The organism is Paenibacillus sp. sgz302191 (assembly GCF_057749925.1).
In genome coordinates this window covers 38,767-58,153 of record NZ_JBYLHY010000022.1, presented here as the reverse complement: position 1 = coordinate 58,153, position 19,387 = coordinate 38,767, and the positions used below count along the sequence as shown (strand labels likewise).

Below are 19,387 nucleotides of genomic sequence, written 5' to 3'. Positions count from 1 at the left end.
CCTTGTCAGCGGAAACGCAGCCCGGAAGCTTGCCGCCAGATCATTCGAAAGACCGCGCCAAACCCGGGCGGATCAAGCATTGGTTAAAGCTTCTGCTCAAAAGCAAAACCGGCACCGTAGGCGCCGTGCTGGTCGCCGCCGTATGCCTCGTCGCGCTGCTGGCGCCCGTGCTGGCGACGCACGATCCCGCCAAAGTGAATCCGATGCAAAGATTGCTGCCCCCGATGTGGCTGGAGCGGGGAACCGCGGATCATATACTCGGGACGGATAATCTCGGCAGAGACATATGGAGCCGCATCGTGTACGGTTCACAGGTATCGCTGATCGTCGGCATCTGCGCCGTCGTCGTGTCCGGAGCGATCGGCGCCGTGCTGGGGCTGATTGCGGGTTATTACGGCAGATGGATGAATACGGTCATCATGCGGGTGGCCGATTCATTCATGGCAATCCCTTCCATTCTGTTCATGCTCGTCGTGCTTGCCGTGTTGGGGCCCGGGCTCGGAACACTCATCTTCGTCATCGGAGTTACGAACTGGGTCTCTTACGCCAGGGTCGTCCGCGGCGAAGTGCTGAGCGTGAAAGAGCGGGATTTCGTCAGAGCGGCCAAAGCGGTGGGCGCGAAAGATTTTAGAATTATTTTCACCCATATTTTGCCTAATGTGCTCTCCTCTTTCATTATCATTTCTACTATGAGCGTCGCGACGACGATTATTATGGAAGCCTCGCTAAGCTTTCTCGGTCTCGGCATCAAGCCTCCGACCGTGTCTTGGGGAGGCATGTTAAGCGATGGCCGGCAGTATTTGGCAACCAGTTGGTGGGTGGCCACATTCCCGGGATTGGCGATTACGGTCACAGTACTGGGCGTCATCTTTTTGGGCGACTGGCTGCGGGACGTGCTGGACCCTCGCATGAAGACGAAAGAATAACATTACGAAGCGGGGGGAACCGAGTATGACAACGAGCTTGCTCGAAGTGAAAGGGCTGAAAACGTATTTTACGACCGACGAAGGCGTCGTGCCGTCCGTTAACGGCGTAAGCTTCTCCGTCGCGCCCGGCGAAACTTTGGCTATCGTAGGGGAATCCGGCTGCGGCAAAAGCGTCACTTCCCTGTCGATCATGCGGCTCGTCGCTTCGCCGGGAGAAATCGTCGGCGGCGAAATCCGCTTTGAAGGCCGCGATTTGCTCAAGCTGTCGCGCCAGGAGATGCGCAAGCTGCGCGGCAGCGAAATTTCGATGATTTTTCAGGAGCCGATGACTTCCTTGAACCCGGTTTTTACGATAGGCAATCAGGTTGGCGAAGTGATCCGGCAGCATCAGCGCGCGAGCAAGCAGGAAGCCAAGCGGAGAAGCGTCGAGCTGCTTGAGCGCGTCGGCATCGCCAATGCCGCCAAAGTGGCCGCCAGCTTCCCGCATCAGCTATCCGGAGGCATGCGGCAAAGAGTCATGATCGCCATGGCGCTCGCCTGCCGTCCGAAGCTGCTGATCGCCGACGAGCCGACCACTGCGCTGGACGTAACGATTCAGGCGCAAATTTTGGAGCTGATCGCTACGTTAAGCAAGGAGCAAAACACCGGCGTCATCCTCATTACGCACGATCTCGGCGTCGTCGCGGAGATGGCGGACCGGGTGGCGGTCATGTACGCCGGCGAAATCGTCGAAGAAGCTTCCGTATATGACCTGTTCGCGCATCCCGGGCATCCGTATACGATCGGTCTCCTCGGCTCGCTGCCCAAATTGAACGAACAAAAGGATGAGCTCGATTCGATTCCCGGCATGGTGCCGAACCTGCTGCACATGCCGAGCGGCTGCGCCTTCCATCCGCGCTGTCCGTACGCCGACAGCCGGTGCTCGGCCGTCAAGCCGGAGCTGGAACTCAAAAAGGACGGGCACCGGGTCAGATGCCTGCGCGCCGAGGAGGTGTCGTTATGAGCGAAGCCAAAGAACGGAGCCTGCCGCTGCTTAGCGTAAACGGGCTAAAAAAATATTTCCAGCTCAAGCAGGGCATTTTCTTCAAAAAGACGGGATACGTCCGCGCTGTGGACGGGCTCACTTTCGACGTGTATCCGGGTGAGACGCTCGGCATCGTAGGCGAATCCGGGTGCGGCAAATCGACGATGGGGCAAATGATCGCCCAACTGCTGGAGCCTACCGCAGGAGAAATCCGGTTTGACGGCCGGCAGTTGGGCGAGCTGAACGAAGCGGAAATCCGGCACGTCCGGCGGGATTTACAAATCGTGTTCCAGGACCCTTTCGCCTCGCTAAATCCGCGGATGCGGGTGTTCGACCTTGTCGCCGAGCCGCTCAAAGTACATCATATCGCCAAAGGCCGGGAGCTGCGGGACATGGTTATCGAGCTGCTCGAAACCGTCGGGCTCGGCGCGTACCACATCGACCGCCATCCGCACGAATTCAGCGGCGGCCAGCGGCAGCGCATCGGCATTGCCAGGGCGCTCGCCCTGAAGCCGAAGCTGATCGTCTGCGACGAGCCCGTATCGGCGCTCGACGTCTCGATCCAGGCGCAAATTCTCAACCTGCTGAAAAAGCTGCAAAAGCAGTTTCAGCTGACTTACATTTTCATCGCGCACGGCTTGCCGTCCGTGAAACATATCAGCGACCGCATCGCCGTCATGTACTTGGGCCGGATCGTGGAGTTGGCCGACCGCGACGATTTGTTTGCAAGGCCGCGCCATCCGTACACGGAAGCGCTGCTTTCCGCGGTTCCGGTTCCCGATCCGACGCTGCGCAAGAAGCGCGTTTTGCTCACCGGCGAGCTGCCCAATCCGGCCAATCCGCCGCAGGGCTGCGCGTTCCATCCCCGCTGCCCGTACGCCAGCGATTTGTGCCGGCAGCAAGCGCCGGTGCTGGAAGGAGGCGCGCATTCCGTCGCCTGTCACCACCCGTTAAACGGCGAGTAACCCATTTGCACAAATAAGGAGCTGTGAGGATAAAATGGCTTTTCAACTGGTTATGGCGCAATTGATCTCCACCGACGACAAGCATATCAACCTGAAAAAAGCGGAGGCCGCCGTTCAGGAGTCGGTCTCCGTGCACGGCGCGCAATTGATCGTATTTCCCGAAGTGTTCATGAGCCATTTCCCTATCGGCACGCCCAAGGACGTTTCTTTAAAAGATGCGGAGCCTGTTGACGGCCCTTTCGTTCAAGGGATGGCGCAGCTCGCAAGAGCCCACGGCGTCTGGCTTATTTTCGGCATGCGGGAAGCGGTGGAAGACCCTCAAGAGGAACGCGTCTACAATACGACGGTGGTCGTCGATTCGAACGGAGCGGTGGTCAGCGTGTACCGGAAAACGCATCTGTTCGACGCCTTCGGCTATAACGAATCGCGCAACATCAAGCCGGGCGACGCGCTTTTCAAACCAATCGACACGCCTTTCGGCAAAATCGGCCTGTTCGTCTGCTACGAGCTGCGATTTCCGGAAATTGCCCGCTACCAGGCGATGCACGGCGCGGACATCATCATCGTTCCTTCAGGCTGGGTGCGCGGCCCGATGAAGGAAATGCATTGGACCAATCTCGTCACGACAAGAGCGATCGAAAACACGGTCTTTGTCGTCGCCTGCGATAAAGTCAGCGATAACTTTTACATCGGGCAAAGCCTTGTCGTCGATCCGATGGGCGTTACGATGGTCGCCGGGTCCGAGACCGAAGCGCTCATCCCGTGCCGCATCGATCTCAAACGGGTCGAAGAGGTGCGCGCGAAGCTGCCTTCCTATGTGCACCGGAGACCTGAGCTATACGAATAAACCCCATGAACGGAGGGAACCCGATGAAAGAAGGCTGGACATTCGACACTTTGGCGATTCATGCCGCGCAAAAACCGGACGACCGGACGGGAGCCGTCTCCCAGCCTGTCGTCCCCGCCGTCGCCTACGCGTTTCCGGACGTTGAAACGGCTGCGGCCGTCGTAGCCGGAAGCATGCCCGGAACGTATTACGGCCGATACGGGAACCCTACGACCCGCGCGCTGGAAGAAAAAATAGCCCTGCTCGAAGGCGGAGAAGACGCCGTCGGGCTGAGCAGCGGAATGGCCGCGGTTTCCGCGGCTCTTTTGGCTTTTTTGCAGCATGGGGACCATGTCGTCGTAACCAAGGACGTTTACGGGGGAACTTACAATTTTATGACGCTGCTCGCTCCCCGCTTCGGCATTGAGTGCGATTTTGCCGACTGTACGAATCCGGACAGCGTGCTGGCCGCCATCAAGGAAAACACCAAAGCGATTTATGTGGAAACCCCTTCCAATCCCAGGCTCACGGTATTGGACCTGGCCCAGCTTTCCGCCATCGCCCGGCAATTCCGTATTCCGCTCATTGTCGACAATACGTTTATGACGCCATGCTTGCAGCGGCCTCTGGAGCTCGGAGCGGACGTGGTTGTGCACAGCGCGACGAAATATTTGAACGGCCACGGCGATGTGCTGGCAGGCCTGGTCGTAGGCCGTAAAGACGTTATCGATTTTATCCGCAAGCGGATTGCCGGGGATCTCGGACAGCATTTGAACGCATGGGACGCGTTCCTCATTCTCCGCGGGCTGAAGACGCTGGGCATCCGGGTCAGAACGCACTGCGACAATGCGATGAAGGTCGCCGCCTACCTGGACGGCCACCCGCAGGTCGAAGCCGTTTATTACCCCGGGCTTCCCTGCCATCCCCAGCACGCGCTGGCCAAGGCGCAGATGCAAGGCATGGGAGGCATCGTCTCCTTCGAGGTGAAAGGCGGCCTGGAAGCCGGCAAAGCTTTCATCAACCGGCTGCGCCTGGCTCTGATTTCTTTCAGTCTCGGAGACCCGGAAACGCTCGTTCAGCATCCGGCTTCCATGACCCATTTCTCGATCCCGGAGCGGGAAAGGCAGCGTTTTGGCATCACGGACGGCCTGATCCGGCTTTCCGTCGGTTTGGAAAGCGCGGCGGACATTATCGCGGATTTGGAGCAGGCCTTAGCGCCCGCCGCCGGCGAAAAGAAGGGCCGGGTCATCAGCCAGGCACTCTGATCGCCGCAGGCGGAAATGCAAGGCTACGAAACGGAAACAGAGGCGGAGGCGAGCATGCTGAAACGAAAAATAACAACGGAAGATTTGTACGAATACCGGTGGATCGCCGACCCGGCAGTCAATTCGGCTGCCGGCCTGGTTGCCTACACGCACAAAACGATCGAGCGCGATAAAAATGACTACCGGACGTCCATTCGGGCCGTCGGGCTTGACGGCAGCGGCGACCGCGCTTTTACGTGCGGCACCGGAGACGGAGCCCCCGCCTGGTCGCCTGACGGCGGGTCGCTCGCCTTTTTGCGCGCCGCCGCCGGAGAGGCAGGCCGGCAGATCTGGCTCCTTCCCGCGCAAGGCGGGGAGGCTCGCCCGCTGACCCGTGCGAAGCACGGCGTCAGCGCGTTCGTCTGGGCGCCGGACGGGCAGGCCATCGCCTTCACGGCGCGGGCCACGGCCGCCGGGGAAGAAGCGGCCGCGCCCGGCCAGGTGCGCGTCATTGACCGCACAAGCCCGAAAGCCGAAGGCTCCGGCTGGTGGGACGGCTTGTACGCGCACCTGTTCGTGCTCGATGTGCGCAGCGGCCGCATCGCGCAGGTCACGTCCGGAGCCTATGACGCGGCTCAGCCGTTTTGGCTGCCGGACGGGCAAAGGCTCGGCTTCCTGGCCAAAATCGCGGCCGATCCCGCCCAGGACATCGACCTGTTGGCCTTCAACGATGTGTACACCGTCCGCGCCGATGGCAGCGAGCTCGTGAAGCATACGGACTCGACTTTGCTTATCAGCCAAGCCTGCTGCTCCCTGGACGGCAGAACGATCGCCCTCATCGCGAACGACCGCGCTTACGGCAGCGCGACGCACAACCGGATTTTTTTCGTTCGGGAGGACCGCCTTTCCTGCATAACCGGGCTGCTGGAGATGCAGATCGGCAATTTTGCGCTTAGCGATATGAAAGCCGTCGCGGCCTGTCCCCTGATTTTTGCCGACGACTCCTCCGTGCTTGCACTTGGTTCTCTGCACGGCAGCGTGCACGTCTACCGCTTTTACGAAGATGGCTCCTTTGAGCAAATAACCGCCGGGGACAGAGACGTGTACCAATTCGGCGTTACGGCCGATGGACGGCATTTGATCGCCGCCTCCACCGAACCTTTGCTGCCGGGCGATTTGTACAGGATCGATTTACAGACGCGCGAAGAACTCCGGTTGACGGCAAGCAATGACGCTTTTTTGGAGCAGCTTGAGCTGAGCCGCCCTTCTTCGTTCTGGTTCAAAACTTCGGATAACTGGGACGTCCAGGGCTGGATCATGACGCCTCCGGATATGGAGCAGGACCGGAAATACCCGCTCATTTTGCAAATTCACGGGGGCCCTCACGCCTTGTACGCCAACGATTACAGCCATGAGTTTCAGACACTGGCGGCGCAAGGATACGTCGTTCTTTATACGAACCCGCGGGGCAGCTTCGGCTGCGGCCAAGACTTTGTGCGCGCCTGCCGGGGCGATTTTGGAGGGCGGGATTATGAGGATTTAATGGATGCTGTCGATTACGCGCTGGGCCATTTCGGCTTTATCGATGAAACGCAGCTGTATGTGACAGGCGGCAGTTACGGGGGATTCATGACCAACTGGATCGTGGGCCAAACCCGGCGGTTTCGCGCCGCAGTCACGGATCGGTCGATTTCGAACTGGCTCTCCTTCTACGGCATGAGCGATATCGGCATCTCTTACACCGAAGGGGGAATCGAAGGAAACCCTTGGGACGATCCCGAAAAGCTGTGGAAACGCTCGCCTCTCGCTTACGTGAAGCAGATCGAAACGCCGCTGCTGATTCTACATGGCGAGCAGGACCACCGCTGCCCCATCGAGCAGGGCGAACAGCTGTACGTCGCCTTGAAGCGCCTCGGCAAACGCACGCAGTTCGTCCGCTTCCCGAACGCCAACCATACGCTGCTGAAAAGCGGCAAGCCTTCGCTGCGCGTCGAGCGCCTGAACCGGATCATCGCCTGGTTCAACGACGACCGGGTCGCGTGAGCGCGCGATGTGAAAAGACGCCTGCACAACCACTTCCGCAAGTGGGGGTTGGGGCGTCTTTTTTCCGATGCCGGCGCGGAAAACCCTCTCGCTAACGGGGCCGGCCGGCTGGTTGTGCACTACTTGGCAGCGCAGGTGCGCCGCGCCGTACCTTCCAGCGCGCGGTGTTGCGCTGCATGACGGCGATCGGTCGACCACGTCCCGTCGGGTGCCCCGGATGTGGGCAAACTCGCCCACTACTGGCTGCACATCTGCTTTGCGACGTTGGGAGCAGAAAAACTGCAAAAGTCAGGCTGTTGAGAAAGTCTAACGGGTTTCCTCTCAGATCAATTTTTATGTGGGGGCACTCATCTTGAAGAGAAAAAATTGATTTAAAACGATCTGAGAGGGGTATTTGGCTCATGCTTTTGGTGCTTTTTTTGAGCATCCAGGAAAAAAGGGGGTTTCTCAACAGCCTGAAAAGTGCAGGTTTTTTCGCCTTGCTGCGCTTGTCTCGAACAATTCCTGCAAATGTGCAGGCTTTTTCGCTCAATGCGGGGCTCAGGGCCATTTTCACCAGGAATTCCTGCACAATCGCAGGTTTTTCCGCCAAATGGGCCACATTCACGAAAAAAGCCTGTACTTTCGCAGGCTTTTGGCTTGCCAACCTGCTGGCTAACTGCAACACAGGTGCAGAAAAACTGCAAAAGTGCAGTTTATTTCGCCTTGTTCCGCTTGTCTCGAACAATTCCTGCAAATGTGCAGGCTTTTTCGCTCAATGCGGGGCTCAAGGCCATTTTCACCAGAAATTCCTGCACAATCGCAGGCTTTTCCGCCAAATGGGCCACATTCGCGAAAAAAGCCTGTACTTTCGCAGGCTTTCGGCTTGCCAACCCGCTGGCTAACCTCATGGGGTTCCTCCCGCCTCCAGCTTCAATCCTAATCCTCGTATGGAATGGCTGCGAACTCTGCGTGTATAATCACTTTGTCTGGATTGAACAGGAAAAGGGAACTATTCCCGAAGGAATGGTTTGTACAGTGTTTCCCTCCAGTTCGTATGCCCTATTCACTCATACAGGGTTCTTTGCATAAATTAATGGATACGTTTAGCATTGGATGAAGTTCGAGGAGATGACATAAATATGCAAGAAGAGAAAGAAGTGAACAGAAGTCTGCTTGCCGGCTGCCGGGAGGTTGAACTCGTCGATGAGCAAACAGGTGTAACTTTTCCTATGATAGTTATGTACCCGACATGTACTCCTGAAAAAACCGAAAGACTAGGCCCCTACTATTTGGATGTTTCGAAAAACGCCGCACCGCAAGAAGGCGTATTCCCCTTGATTTTAATCTCTCACGGCAACGGCGGTTCGCCTCTTGTCTATCGGACGCTTGCCCGCCATTTGGCGCGTAACGGGTTTATCGTGGGCCTGCCTGAACACCCCTTCAACAATGTGAAAAATAACACCATGGCAAATACGGTCGAGAACCTGACCCAAAGACCCCGGCATATTCGGGCGGCTGTCGATTGGTTTTTCAGCAGCAAGGATTTTGCGGGTGTTTTAAAACCGGGTGCCGTTTCGCTAATCGGGCATTCCATGGGCGGATACTCGGCCTTGGCAGCAGCGGGAGGCGTGCCGACTTCGTTCCCGAATGAGTCTGCGGACGGGCAATCCCATCACATCCATGTTACACCCGAGCCCAGAATCAAATCATTGGTTCTTTTGGCACCGGCATCCGTCTGGTTTAAAGCCGATGGCGCATTGAATGCGGTCGACATCCCCATTTTCATGCTCGCTGGAGAAAAGGATTCCTTTACGCCTTATTTTCATGTACAAATTATTTTGAACGGGGTCCCCGATCGTGAAAAGGTTCAACACAGAATCGTTGAGAATGCCGGGCATTTTTCATTTCTGAGCCCATTTCCGGAAGCCATGACTAATCCGTCTTTTCCTCCCTCGCAAGACCCGCCGGGCTTTAATCGCGAGAGCTTCCAGCATGAATTAAACGTGGAGATCACAAATTTTTTGCTGCGTACCACATGAAATGATACTGACGGAGAAAAATGCGGAGCAAAGGTTTGTCTGGCAGGATGATTTTAAAGACAGCGCAACCGTTGGCGGAGCCGCTGAACCGACTGCAAAACCTGCAAAAGTGCAGGCTTTTTCTCAGGAATCCGGTCATTTGGAGAAAAAGCCTGCGATTGTGCAGGAATTCCCGATCAAAATGGCCCTGAGCCCCATATTCAGCAAAAAAAACTGCACTTTTGCAGGAATTTTTAGAATCCAGAGTATTAATCGGCAAAAAGCTGCACTTTTGCAGGCTTTCTGCGCACCCCCCAAGTAGGTGCACTACCCCCATGCATGCGAGGTTTTCAGCCGCCTGACTTTCGCGGGCTTTCTGCGTTCTGCCAGCGATGTGGGCTCCAGCCCAGGCTAGTCTCCCAACGACCTCCTCGCATCGTTCCGAGAGGCTGTCGTGAGCCGACGCCTGGCCGCGGCGGACGTGGGCCCCTCTCGGGCCCCTCCTCCGAGACTACACCAAAAGCATCACGACAACCGTCGTTACCGCGAGTCCGATCAGCATCGGCAGCAGGTTCCTTCTCGCCAGCTCGAACAGCGTAACGGCGATGCGCGATGCGAACGGCACGCTTACGCTTTCTTACCCGCATTTTGCAATCAGGGCATTTGACGGTAAATCCGTAACTTGTGGTACAATAGAGCGGAAGCTTTGAACCATGCAGAGAGAAAGGAGATGGTGCGATGGCCCGCAACTATCGTTTGCACACCGATGCCGATTTTCAGGAGGCTGTAGAACGGCAAGCCAGCATCCGGATTTTCAAAGATGATCATATCGTAGATTCGAACGCCGTTATTTTGCGTTTTAGCGATACGACTGTCGTCGTTCAGACCAGGGTCAGCGAGCTGACTTACTACGACCGTGAAGCTTGCGAGTTTTTCGAAATGAAACGGACCGGCGGATAAGGGTGCAGCCCACGCTTAACCGGGACAAACATCGTATATGCCGCCTTTGACATACATGCAGCCGCATCTCGGGCAATTTCCTACATTCAGACTCATTCGTCAGCCCCCCCCCTTAAAAATTCCCATTATTCATGTGGTCCCGAACACTTCTGCGGGCACCGCTTCCTTGATCGCCTTCGCGCATTGGTTCAACGTGCTGCCGGTCGTAACAACTAAAAATACCGCTCCTTTACCGGTTTTGTAGAAACCAATAAGTGAGCGGTATTTGTTGGTTTGCTGCTGAACTATCGCGATGAACTCGCGATCCGTCGGTTTTATATTACTTTTTTTTGCATAGGTACGCTTTCTTCGTGCTATTTATCTTAAATTAATATAATAGCTGGTCGTTGAAGGGCTGGCAACAAACTGAACGTTCCCTGAACCAATATTATTAAAGTTTGCATCATATGCGGTAACTGCAAACAGATAAGTTTTCCCGGGTACAAATCCGGTAATATATTTACCAGTCGCAGTCTGAGAACCAAATTCATAAGTATAATTATCAGTTAGATTAATAGCACTGTAGTCGTATCTATATAGATTAGGAACTGACCTCCAAGAAAAATTAATAGAAAATGAGGCTAGCTGAGCATTCGAAATTTGATTAGCAGCTACTACACTTGCAGCGGTTGAGGAAGCAGCCTGATTGTTATCTTGAGCGAAAGCTGGAACAGCAGAAGCAAATAAAAGACACGTTGCGAAAGTGGATGCGATCAGTTTTTTCATTGCTAAAACACTCCTCTTTAATAAATTTTTTCCGTCTCACAAAAATACCAAATAAAGGAATTAATTTCTTTAATCACCCCTTTAATGTAAATATATGTTTGTTACATATACAATTTAACATCATCATACAAATATTTCAAGTAAAATTATGGTAATTTTATCGTGTGAATAAGCAACTTCTTCGCTTATTCAGAAATTTATATACATCTTATCCACAGACGATGAAAATCATAATTTCCTAAACAATAGAAAAAGAACCGCGCAGATGCCCATTCCGCGCGGTTCTTTTTCTATTCCGGAGACTCGTCCGACTCCACGTAATGCTTGAGCACGGACAAGCGATTTTCCCAATATCGCTCGTAATAAGCCAGCCAGCGCTTCAATTCGAGCAGCGGCTCCGGCTCCAGTCTGTACCGCGTCTCCCGGCCGACCTTCTGCTCTTTCACGAGCCCCGCATCGGCCAAAATGCGCAAATGCTTGGACACGGCAGTCCGGCTCATCGGAAAGTGGCCGCTGATGGCGGTGACGGGCATTTCGCGGTCGCTGAGCAGCTTCAGCAAGCTGCGGCGGGTCGGATCGGCGATGGCCTGAAACACGTCGTGTTTCGGGGACGGTTCAGCCATTTCAGGCCTCGACGTAAGCGGCCAGCTTTTTTTGAATTCCTTCCCAGCCTTGTGCCATGTTGCCGCGAACGACCGTGTGCGGCTGTCCAAATTCGGTAACCTGGTCGATGTCCCAGCCCGAATGGATCAGCGTAAATTCCGTTTTGCCGTCCTGATCGGCGAGCTCGAATGTGAGCGTCCAATCTTTGCCCCACCGGAAAGACAGGCGGTTCGGAGGATCGATTTCCGTTACTTTGCAAGGAGACTTGCCGAAATGACCCGCTTCCAGGTGAAACTCATACCCTACTTCAGGCTTAAAATCATTGGGCATAAACCATACGGCAATGCCTTCCGATGTAGCTACGGCGTTCCATACTTTCTGAATCGGCGCGTTCAATACAATAGTCTGGCGAATATCCGGCAGTGTCGGCTGGCTTTTGTTTTCCATAGCTCAGTAGTACCTCCAGTTCATAATACGAAACCAAAAGGTTTCTCTTTATATATTACGAAACCTTTTGGTTTCGTGTCAAGCCAGCTAACTGGCAGGTTACTTCAAGGTAATAGAAAAAGTAGCCTATAGGCTACTTTTCTATTTACCAATTTTAAACCAACCTGGCGATGCTTGAATAACATTCCAAAGTTTTTCTGGAATATGAAGCTGGTCGCGTTTCGAAACGCTCAGCTCAGAAGCGACCTCGGCTTCACGTCCATTTGCAACCTTTTCAACCCAATCGGGGTTCATCATTAACGCATGCCCGATGGCGATTAACGGTAATCCTAATTCCATAGCTTTAAGAGCATCATCCGGTGTTATTATGGAACCGGCCGCCAACACAGGTACCTTACCGTTTGCTCTCTCAAGAATCAATTCAAGCCTTGTTTTTTCATCTTGACTATCTACCGGCTTGGAAGAAACATGATCTAATGAAGCATGTACATAATCTAAATTTTGTTCAACAAGGAAATCAATTAATTCATATGTGTCTTTCATTCGTAATCCGCCCACTTTGGAGGATTCTTCAGGGGAAAAACGATATCCTAACATGAATGGTTTTGTAGCGTGCATTTCAATTACCTTTTTGATTTCTTCAATAATTGCCGATGGAAAACGCAGTCGATTCTCAAGTGTTCCCCCCCATTGGTCTGTCCGTTGATTGGTTGCCGGAGACCAAAAGTTTTGAATTAAAAATCCATGGGCTCCATGAATTTCGACGCCATCAAATCCAGCTTCAATCGCTCTTCTCGTTGTATCGCCAAAAGCACGTATAGTTGACACGATTTCCTCATGGGATAGCTCCCTTGTTTCTGCACTTGGACCAAAAGTAGTAACCTCAGGTTGCAATGCACTCGCACTGACTGCATCCAATCCAGGCAAGGCTTTATCGCCTGCATGAAAAATCTGCAGTACAGCAGGGGAACCTCCACTTTTGGCTGCATCAGCTAATTTTCGTAAACTTGGAATAAATTCATCGTTGTATCCGGCAAATTCATTCGTAAAACCTTGCCCATTAGGTGTAACATGAGTACAACCTGTAATGACGAGTCCTACTCCATTTGCTCTTTGTTTGTAATAGTGTACCTCTTCATCCGAAATGGTAAGGTCGTCATTACTTGACCAGGTTGTCATAGGTGCCATAACGACCCTATTCTTGATTGTTATTCCGCTTCTGAATGTGAAGGATTTAAATAACTTACTGTATGTTTGATTCATTTCATTAACCTCTCTATCCAGTATTTTTCTGGTGCTATTATTACCATTCTGATCCATCGCAACCCTCCCTGTTACAGGTTCTACCTTAATGTAATTTGTTGACGTTAGGGTAAGTCAAGCGTAAATTTTCATATGAATAAGCCAAGATTATTGGATTTTCATAATCCTCTATGATATTCTTTTAGTTACAGTAACTGTAACTAGAGGTGGGACAGGTAAATGTTGTATTCAATGAAATATGTAGTGGAGAACTTAAATATATCGGCAAAGACACTTAGATTTTATGAAGAGCAAGGGATTCTGCCAAATGTATCTCGTGATGAAAACGGTCGAAGAGTTTATACCGAACAACATATAGATTGGATATCTTTTATTCGTTGTCTCAGAGCGACAGGAATGTCTCTTGCTAAGATAAAAGAATATATGGATCTTTTTGAAGTAGGAAATGCTACCTTCTTGCAAAGACAAGAAATGTTGATGAAGCATAAATGGGAAGTGCAGAAGAAAATTGAAGAAGACTTAAGGCACTTGGAGGAAATAAACTATAAAATAGCCATGTATGAACTTCAGAAAGAAGAGGTTAGTAAAAATCCGAATTATAACTTTAAATGCCATGGTCTGGAGCTTAAGAATGTGAATTAATGTATTTTTGTTTTATGGGATAGTAGGGCGGAGGTGAATACTGCATTCGTTAATGTCTTTATCCTTTTTAGTTTCAACGATTGACTTGATTGTAGAGCTATCGTAAAATTTTGTTATGTTAATTTTAGGTAATGCACTTACTTAAAAGTAAGGGGATGATGTATCAATGATTCATCAGCGTGAATGTCCAATTGAGACACTCATTCATGTTTTAGGTGGCAAATGGAAGCCAATGATTTTATGGCATTTGATTGAATCCAAACAGAGATTCAACGATCTGGAAAAGCTTATACCTGATGTTTCACAAAAAATGCTTTCACAACATCTCCGAGATTTGGAACGAGAAGGCATAGTCGATAGAACGGTCTACCCTGCTGTCCCTCCAAAAGTAGAATATTCTCTTAGTGAATACGGCAGAACATTGATTCCTGTAGCAGAAGTCATGTGTGCTTGGGGAGAAAACCATAATAAGCGGAAATATGAAGAGCCAGCGTCATAAAGCTGGTTCAATAAACTTGTACACTAATTCAATCAACTCAAAACAAAAGCTGCCACGGGATTCCGGGCAGCTTTTGTTTACCTACAGTCGCACTCCTGATATGAATTAATTATCGGGTTGGTCATGCTTACTTTAAAGTAAGTACCCTACTTTAAAGTGGGTTCTTAACATAATTTTGAAGCGATGCTAAGCTTGAGTTAACCAAATGTTGGGGTCCATTTAAGAGGAGGAAAGAACAATGAAAATTATTGTTTTTGGAGCGACGGGGAATACAGGGAAAAGAGTGTTGGTACAAGGGATAAAAATGGGGCATGAAATGACCGCATTTGTGCGAAATTCTGAGAAGCTTTATGATCAACTAGGTGAGCATTCCGCAAAGCATGTGAAGGTGATCGTGGACGATATTATGGACCCAGTGAGCGTCGGTGAGGCACTCGCGCATCAAGACGCCGCTATTATTGCGGCCGGCCATGCGGGCCAGGGAGAAGAGTTTGTTCGTATCGTCGATAACATTATAAGCCAATGTGAATCCCAACCTAGTTTCTCTGGGCGGGTATGGATAATGGGAGGAGCCGGCCTGCTGGATATTCCATATACTGATCTTATCGGCAACAATTTACCCGGCTTCCCACCTGAGTATAGAAATCACAACCGGAATTTCGAAAGGCTACAACAGACTGGGCTCGATTGGTCCATTATGTGTCCGGGAACAATGATTGATTCGAGAGAGCATCCAGACCCGGTTCATCTACATGTAACAACGGAAACCTTGCCCGTTCCGATTCCGGAGACGATCAGGGAATATTCCGAGGCAGATATAGCCGGTCACTTGTTCAGCCGACTTCAAGAGCTGAATGTTGCTTATGACGATGTCGCAATATGTATGTTGAACCATCTTGAGCTCGGAGGAGCGTTTAAAAGAAAAAGGGTCGGTCTAGCCTATCAAAGCAATATTACGGTGCACTGAGGAGAAGGGGGATAATGGGTTTGTTTGGATTACTGCTCGTTTTGCATATATTGGCTTCGATCGCCGTAATTGGCCCCGCTATCGTGATGCCCATCATTCGAAGATCCGCTAGAACCGTGGGCCAGATGCACTTTGCTTTTGGTATAACGACCAGACTTGCCATAATGCTTAAAATTGGCGGAACCGTACTTATTTTAACCGGGGTTTGGCTTATGATCATAACCAAGATGGGGTTATCCCAAATGTGGCTGAATGTATCCATCCTTTCATCGCTGCTCATGGTCGTCATGATCGACGGATGGATCGAGCCGCGTATGAAAAAGATCATAAAGATCATATCTGAAAGTCAAGACCATGGTAATGAAATACCCGCCGAGTTCGGACTGCTGATAAAAAAGATCGTACCAATCGAGACGGCAGTACAGCTGCTGATGATTGCCATATTGGTGCTTATGGTCGTTAAGCCATTTTAAAGAAAAGTAATTGCTAAGTATCTTGAATATCGAAAGGTGATAATTACTGGGCACGGAATGGCTTTTCGTACCCTAGTAGGAGAGATAGGTGAAGTACCGCATGCTTCTATTATCGAGTATTACAAATAGAGGAGCGTCAAGTTAAACAAACGAGGAACGATAGCTTAATAATAAGGGGTTTCACATATTAGATACGTCTAATATGTGAAACCCCTTATTTAATAAATTTAGGTCTTGATAACCGTGGCGATGCTTATTTTTTACCGCTAACCACAAACAACATGATAAAAGATATAATAATGATCGCACCGGCCCAGCACCAGGCAAGCGTCGAATCCCCCGACTCCACGGCGATATAGATCGCTGTCGGCAGTGTCTGCGTTTTGTGCGGAATGTTTCCCGCAATCATCAGCGTCGCACCGAACTCGCCCAGCCCGCGGGCAAACCCGAGTATGTACGCCGTCACGACAGAACGCCAGGCCATCGGCAGCGTAATGAACCGCAGCACCTGCCACTCGCCCGCCCCCAACGACCGGCCTGCGTCTTCGAGGTCCCGGCTGACCGAAAGAAACCCGGTCTTCATCGTTTGATACACCAAAGGAAAAGCTACCGCGACCGAAGCGATCACGGCAGCCCCCCAGGTGAAAATGATCGACTGGTCGAACAAGCGCTCCATCAGGTAGCCGATCCAGCTTTTTTTGCCCAGAAACACCAGCAGGATGAAACCTACGACCGTAGGAGGAAGCACCAGCGGCAGCAAAAACAAAGTTTCCACCAGCGTCTTCCCTTTAAAGCTGCGCCGCGACATCCCCCATGCCGATAATCCTCCGAGCACTAAAACAAACACGCTGGAAAAGACGGCCACCTTCAAGGAGATCAGAATGGGAGAAACAAACTCATTCCAATCGATTGACGGCATGATCATTTAGGCACGGTAAAACCGTATTTTACGAACACGTCCAGCGCTTCTTTCGTTTGGAGATAGGCGTAAAAATCGGCGGCTTCCTTGCTGTGCTTGGTCGCTTTCACGATGCCGATAGGATACTCGATAGGCGTGTATGTTTTCGGATCGGCGCTGAAGGCCACTTTCACCTTTTTCGAAGTGAGCGCATCGGTTTTGTATACGAAACCGGCCTCTGCGTTGCCGGATTCCACATAAGTAAGAACTTGGCGCACATCTTTGCCCTGCACCAGCTTGGATTGCAGCGAGTCCCACAATTTGGCGTTGGTGAGCGCTTCTTTTGCATAAGTTCCCGCCGGTACCGTCTGCGGCTCGCCTACGGCCAGATGCTTAATATCCGCACCGGACAAATCCTCGACCTTTTGCACGGAAGCTTTGCCGTCGGCAGGCACCACAACGACCAATTCGTTGATCAGCAAATTTTTTTGCTGTGCGCTATCGATCAGCTGTTTGTCGACGAGAGCTTTCATATTTTTGGTTGCAGCCGAAAGAAATACGTCGGACGGGGCTCCCTGCTCGATTTGCTGCTGCAAAGCGCCGGAAGCGCCGAAATTAAAGTTCAGCTTTATATTTTTGTTCTTGCCTTCATAAGCGGTTTGAATCTCTTTCAACGCATCGGTCAAGCTTGCCGCCGCCGAAATCGTAAGCTCCACTTTTTCAGCAGGAGTCTGGGTCGTTTGAGCAGTGGCTGCAGGCGTTTGCGACTGGGTCCAGGCAGTTGCCGCCGGCTGTTCCTTCTTCTCTGCGCAACCCGTGAAGACGGCAATGGCAATCCCGAGCAGCAACAACAGACTACTGGCTTTAACTCTTTTAAACATATGAATCCCTCCACCTATAAAATATAATCTATCTAAATATATTTAGACCTATTTAATTGTAAATAATTATACTGAATCCCTGTATACTAGTAAATATCTAACATTAAAATTGAAATGCCGGAACGATCCGCTTATGATGAATATACATGCAAACGGAAAGCAGGTGGCCATTATGACAGCCGACATCTCCTATACGACTGAAGAAATAGCGAAACTTTTGAAAATATCCAAGCTGACCGTATACGACTTGATCAAAAAAGGCGACCTTCCGGCCTACCGGGTCGGCAAGCAGATGCGCGTGGACGCGACGGATCTGGAGGCCTACAAAAATCGGGCAAAAAGCGGGAATCCCGCAGCTTTCAGAGCGGACAGCCCCGCGCCTGCGGCACGAAGCGAATCTCCGGCATCTTCGGCCCGGCCACTCGTCATTACCGGACAAGACGTCAGTCTGGACATACTGGCCAAATACATGGAAAAAAAAGCGCCCGGCTTCCGGCCGCTCCGCTCCTATGTCGGCAGTCTGGACAGCCTGATTTCGATGTACCGCGGCGAGTCGGATATCGTCAGCACCCATCTGCTGGACGGGGATACCGGCGAATACAATCTCCCCTATATCCGCAAGCTGCTGATCGGCTCCTCCTACGTCGTCGTCAATCTTGTTTCGCGCAATGCAGGTATGTACGTACCCCGAGGGAATCCGAAGCAAATTGGCAGTTGGGCCGATCTCAAGCAGCCCGGGCTGCGGATCGCCAACCGCGAAAAAGGCTCCGGCGCGCGCGTGCTGCTGGACGAGCAGCTGCGGCTCCACGGCATCTCCCCCCAATCGCTGCTGGGGTATGACGAGGAAGAAACGAATCACCTTGGCGTAGCCGGCAAAGTCGCCTCCGGACAAGCCGACGTCGGCGTCGGCAACGAGAAGGCCGCTCACCTGGTCGGCGGCGTCGATTTCATCTGCATGATCCGGGAGCGCTACGATCTGGTCATGCTCAAAAAACCGGAAAATCTCGAATGGATCGAGCAGGTCAAACAGGTTTTGCAATCCGAGCCGTTTCAAAACGAGCTGCGCTCCATCCAAGGCTACGACCTGTCTCAGACAGGACGCATTTTGCTCGAAACATGAACCAAAGGACCGCAAACACCAAAATACCGCAAACCCGTCGTTTTTCGCAGGATTTGCGGTATTTTGGGTTGTTTAAGTTGCTCCGGCTGCTCCGATCGCCCCGGTTACTCCACATCGATCGGATGCCGAATACGATCCTGATACAAATCGTAGAACATCTCCCCGTTGGTCCCCCTGACCGCGTAACATACCTCTTCCGCCTTGACCCCCCGCTTTTTCAGCTGCGCGGAAAGCCATTCCGGCGATAACCCGGTCAGGCGCAAATTTTCCGTTACGACTTGTCCGTCCATGATCAGCTCAACCGGGAACTGCGGCTTATTAGCAGGGTAAAGCAATTGCAGGTCCTTGCGCAAAATAGGCATGTATTCCGGCTTTTTCAACACGGACAGCTTCCCGTTGATTTCCAGGACGGCATACTCCACTTCTCCGGGGTCAAAAATCTGAACCTCCCTTAATTCCTGATTTAACGAATCGAGCGAAACTTTGATTTTCCTCAAATTCTGCTCCAAAATTTTGCCGTGTTCGATGACGACCGTAGGCTTGCCTGCCAACCATTTGCGCGATTTGCGCGATTTTAAAGAAATGTACGAAATGAGATACGCAATCAGGCTGAACGTTAAAAAAGAAACGATCGGATTCCATATCCTTAGCTGGGTGTTGAACGCGAGATTGGCCGTAATCGCCCCCAACGTAACCGATGCGACAAAATCATGATAGGTCATGCGTGCAATCGTATGCTTGCCGATAACACGGGTAATAGCCATCATAAGAATAAATGCAATCAGCGTCCGAAAAGCCGTATCAAGCAGCACCAAAGCGTTTCGCCTCCTGACCGCTAGTA

22 protein-coding genes are annotated in these 19,387 nt (G+C 51.8%); 15 read left to right on the top strand and 7 right to left on the bottom strand.

The window, feature by feature from the left end:
* Positions 1 to 29 precede the first annotated feature (29 nt).
* From AC3G2T_RS26120 to AC3G2T_RS26075, 10 genes are all read left to right on the top strand, one after another.
* A complete protein-coding gene (locus AC3G2T_RS26120; protein ID WP_474685517.1) occupies positions 30 to 926 on the top strand; it encodes an ABC transporter permease in 897 nt (298 codons plus the stop codon).
* 25 nt (positions 927 to 951) lie between these two features.
* The gene (locus AC3G2T_RS26115) at positions 952 to 1,929 is read left to right on the top strand and encodes an ABC transporter ATP-binding protein (protein ID WP_474685464.1); all 978 of its coding nucleotides are present in this window, start codon (positions 952 to 954) and stop codon (positions 1,927 to 1,929) included.
* Entirely contained in the window at positions 1,926 to 2,915 is a 990-nt protein-coding gene (locus AC3G2T_RS26110) for an ABC transporter ATP-binding protein (RefSeq protein ID WP_474685465.1), read from the top strand. The genes AC3G2T_RS26115 and AC3G2T_RS26110 overlap by 4 nt, the downstream gene beginning before the upstream one ends.
* Before the next feature lie 34 nt (positions 2,916 to 2,949).
* Entirely contained in the window at positions 2,950 to 3,762 is an 813-nt protein-coding gene (locus tag AC3G2T_RS26105) for a carbon-nitrogen hydrolase family protein (protein WP_488437416.1), read from the top strand.
* 23 nt (positions 3,763 to 3,785) lie between these two features.
* The gene (locus AC3G2T_RS26100) at positions 3,786 to 5,006 is read left to right on the top strand and encodes a trans-sulfuration enzyme family protein (RefSeq protein ID WP_488437415.1); all 1,221 of its coding nucleotides are present in this window, start codon (positions 3,786 to 3,788) and stop codon (positions 5,004 to 5,006) included.
* A gap of 54 nt (positions 5,007 to 5,060) precedes the next feature.
* The gene (locus tag AC3G2T_RS26095; RefSeq protein WP_488437414.1) at positions 5,061 to 7,028 is read left to right on the top strand and encodes a prolyl oligopeptidase family serine peptidase; all 1,968 of its coding nucleotides are present in this window, start codon (positions 5,061 to 5,063) and stop codon (positions 7,026 to 7,028) included.
* 401 nt (positions 7,029 to 7,429) lie between these two features.
* Complete coding sequence (locus AC3G2T_RS26090) at positions 7,430 to 7,912, top strand: hypothetical protein (RefSeq protein ID WP_488437413.1); 483 nt, start codon at positions 7,430 to 7,432, stop codon at positions 7,910 to 7,912.
* A gap of 237 nt (positions 7,913 to 8,149) precedes the next feature.
* Positions 8,150 to 9,049, top strand: a complete 900-nt coding sequence (locus tag AC3G2T_RS26085) for an alpha/beta hydrolase family protein (RefSeq protein WP_488437412.1) — start codon at positions 8,150 to 8,152, stop codon at positions 9,047 to 9,049.
* A gap of 1 nt (position 9,050) precedes the next feature.
* On the top strand, positions 9,051 to 9,350 hold the full coding sequence (locus AC3G2T_RS26080; protein WP_488437411.1) for a hypothetical protein: 300 nt from the start codon (positions 9,051 to 9,053) through the stop codon (positions 9,348 to 9,350).
* A gap of 416 nt (positions 9,351 to 9,766) precedes the next feature.
* Complete coding sequence (locus AC3G2T_RS26075) at positions 9,767 to 9,988, top strand: hypothetical protein (protein WP_474685471.1); 222 nt, start codon at positions 9,767 to 9,769, stop codon at positions 9,986 to 9,988.
* A 357-nt stretch (positions 9,989 to 10,345) separates the two neighbouring features.
* Here the strand turns inward: AC3G2T_RS26075 and AC3G2T_RS26070 are convergent, their stop codons facing one another.
* From AC3G2T_RS26070 to AC3G2T_RS26055, 4 genes are all read right to left on the bottom strand, one after another.
* Complete coding sequence (locus AC3G2T_RS26070; RefSeq protein WP_474685472.1) at positions 10,346 to 10,753, bottom strand: hypothetical protein; 408 nt, start codon at positions 10,751 to 10,753, stop codon at positions 10,346 to 10,348.
* Between the two features lie 290 nt (positions 10,754 to 11,043).
* A complete protein-coding gene (locus AC3G2T_RS26065) occupies positions 11,044 to 11,376 on the bottom strand; it encodes an ArsR/SmtB family transcription factor (RefSeq protein ID WP_474685473.1) in 333 nt (110 codons plus the stop codon).
* Between the two features lies 1 nt (position 11,377).
* Entirely contained in the window at positions 11,378 to 11,803 is a 426-nt protein-coding gene (locus AC3G2T_RS26060; protein WP_474685474.1) for an SRPBCC family protein, read from the bottom strand.
* Between the two features lie 141 nt (positions 11,804 to 11,944).
* Complete coding sequence (locus AC3G2T_RS26055) at positions 11,945 to 13,066, bottom strand: NADH-dependent flavin oxidoreductase (protein WP_488437466.1); 1,122 nt, start codon at positions 13,064 to 13,066, stop codon at positions 11,945 to 11,947.
* A gap of 219 nt (positions 13,067 to 13,285) precedes the next feature.
* Between AC3G2T_RS26055 and AC3G2T_RS26050 the strand changes: the two genes are divergently transcribed.
* The 4 genes from AC3G2T_RS26050 to AC3G2T_RS26035 all read left to right on the top strand — a co-directional run bounded on the left by AC3G2T_RS26050 (position 13,286) and on the right by AC3G2T_RS26035 (position 15,647).
* Positions 13,286 to 13,708, top strand: coding sequence for a MerR family transcriptional regulator (locus tag AC3G2T_RS26050; RefSeq protein WP_488437410.1), 423 nt, complete (start codon positions 13,286 to 13,288; stop codon positions 13,706 to 13,708).
* Between the two features lie 166 nt (positions 13,709 to 13,874).
* Entirely contained in the window at positions 13,875 to 14,207 is a 333-nt protein-coding gene (locus AC3G2T_RS26045; RefSeq protein ID WP_488437409.1) for a winged helix-turn-helix transcriptional regulator, read from the top strand.
* 238 nt (positions 14,208 to 14,445) lie between these two features.
* Positions 14,446 to 15,174, top strand: coding sequence for an NAD(P)-dependent oxidoreductase (locus tag AC3G2T_RS26040; protein ID WP_488437408.1), 729 nt, complete (start codon positions 14,446 to 14,448; stop codon positions 15,172 to 15,174).
* Positions 15,175 to 15,188: 14 nt separating this feature from the next.
* Positions 15,189 to 15,647: a DUF2269 family protein gene (locus tag AC3G2T_RS26035; protein WP_488437407.1), complete on the top strand. Its 459-nt coding sequence runs from the start codon at positions 15,189 to 15,191 to the stop codon at positions 15,645 to 15,647.
* Positions 15,648 to 15,900: 253 nt separating this feature from the next.
* Here AC3G2T_RS26035 and modB read toward each other — a convergent pair whose 3' ends face one another.
* Both modB and modA read right to left on the bottom strand, forming a co-directional pair.
* A complete protein-coding gene (gene modB, locus AC3G2T_RS26030; protein WP_488437406.1) occupies positions 15,901 to 16,572 on the bottom strand; it encodes a molybdate ABC transporter permease subunit in 672 nt (223 codons plus the stop codon).
* Entirely contained in the window at positions 16,569 to 17,426 is an 858-nt protein-coding gene (modA, locus tag AC3G2T_RS26025; protein ID WP_488437405.1) for a molybdate ABC transporter substrate-binding protein, read from the bottom strand. The genes modB and modA overlap by 4 nt, the downstream gene beginning before the upstream one ends.
* Positions 17,427 to 17,598: 172 nt before the next feature.
* Between modA and AC3G2T_RS26020 the strand changes: the two genes are divergently transcribed.
* The gene (locus AC3G2T_RS26020) at positions 17,599 to 18,546 is read left to right on the top strand and encodes a substrate-binding domain-containing protein (protein WP_488437465.1); all 948 of its coding nucleotides are present in this window, start codon (positions 17,599 to 17,601) and stop codon (positions 18,544 to 18,546) included.
* Between the two features lie 104 nt (positions 18,547 to 18,650).
* On the opposite strand, the gene AC3G2T_RS26015 is transcribed toward AC3G2T_RS26020, so the two are convergent.
* Positions 18,651 to 19,358: a DUF421 domain-containing protein gene (locus tag AC3G2T_RS26015; protein ID WP_488437464.1), complete on the bottom strand. Its 708-nt coding sequence runs from the start codon at positions 19,356 to 19,358 to the stop codon at positions 18,651 to 18,653.
* Between the last annotated feature and the right edge of the window lie 29 nt (positions 19,359 to 19,387).

Bases quoted from the DNA above. Each gene is read 5' to 3' on its own strand.
- AC3G2T_RS26040 (WP_488437408.1), top strand. From the start codon at position 14,446: ATGAAAATTATTGTTTTTGGAGCGACGGGGAATACAGGGAAAAGAGTG.
- AC3G2T_RS26080 (WP_488437411.1), top strand. From the start codon at position 9,051: ATGATACTGACGGAGAAAAATGCGGAGCAAAGGTTTGTCTGGCAGGAT.
- AC3G2T_RS26115 (WP_474685464.1), top strand. From the start codon at position 952: ATGACAACGAGCTTGCTCGAAGTGAAAGGGCTGAAAACGTATTTTACG.
- AC3G2T_RS26055 (WP_488437466.1), bottom strand. From the start codon at position 13,066: ATGAATCAAACATACAGTAAGTTATTTAAATCCTTCACATTCAGAAGC.
- AC3G2T_RS26065 (WP_474685473.1), bottom strand. From the start codon at position 11,376: ATGGCTGAACCGTCCCCGAAACACGACGTGTTTCAGGCCATCGCCGAT.
- AC3G2T_RS26050 (WP_488437410.1), top strand. From the start codon at position 13,286: ATGTTGTATTCAATGAAATATGTAGTGGAGAACTTAAATATATCGGCA.
- AC3G2T_RS26060 (WP_474685474.1), bottom strand. From the start codon at position 11,803: ATGGAAAACAAAAGCCAGCCGACACTGCCGGATATTCGCCAGACTATT.
- AC3G2T_RS26085 (WP_488437412.1), top strand. From the start codon at position 8,150: ATGCAAGAAGAGAAAGAAGTGAACAGAAGTCTGCTTGCCGGCTGCCGG.
- AC3G2T_RS26110 (WP_474685465.1), top strand. From the start codon at position 1,926: ATGAGCGAAGCCAAAGAACGGAGCCTGCCGCTGCTTAGCGTAAACGGG.
- AC3G2T_RS26035 (WP_488437407.1), top strand. From the start codon at position 15,189: ATGGGTTTGTTTGGATTACTGCTCGTTTTGCATATATTGGCTTCGATC.
- AC3G2T_RS26020 (WP_488437465.1), top strand. From the start codon at position 17,599: ATGACAGCCGACATCTCCTATACGACTGAAGAAATAGCGAAACTTTTG.
- AC3G2T_RS26100 (WP_488437415.1), top strand. From the start codon at position 3,786: ATGAAAGAAGGCTGGACATTCGACACTTTGGCGATTCATGCCGCGCAA.
- AC3G2T_RS26070 (WP_474685472.1), bottom strand. From the start codon at position 10,753: ATGAAAAAACTGATCGCATCCACTTTCGCAACGTGTCTTTTATTTGCT.
- AC3G2T_RS26045 (WP_488437409.1), top strand. From the start codon at position 13,875: ATGATTCATCAGCGTGAATGTCCAATTGAGACACTCATTCATGTTTTA.
- modA (WP_488437405.1), bottom strand. From the start codon at position 17,426: ATGTTTAAAAGAGTTAAAGCCAGTAGTCTGTTGTTGCTGCTCGGGATT.
- AC3G2T_RS26090 (WP_488437413.1), top strand. From the start codon at position 7,430: ATGCTTTTGGTGCTTTTTTTGAGCATCCAGGAAAAAAGGGGGTTTCTC.
- modB (WP_488437406.1), bottom strand. From the start codon at position 16,572: ATGATCATGCCGTCAATCGATTGGAATGAGTTTGTTTCTCCCATTCTG.
- AC3G2T_RS26105 (WP_488437416.1), top strand. From the start codon at position 2,950: ATGGCTTTTCAACTGGTTATGGCGCAATTGATCTCCACCGACGACAAG.
- AC3G2T_RS26075 (WP_474685471.1), top strand. From the start codon at position 9,767: ATGGCCCGCAACTATCGTTTGCACACCGATGCCGATTTTCAGGAGGCT.
- AC3G2T_RS26095 (WP_488437414.1), top strand. From the start codon at position 5,061: ATGCTGAAACGAAAAATAACAACGGAAGATTTGTACGAATACCGGTGG.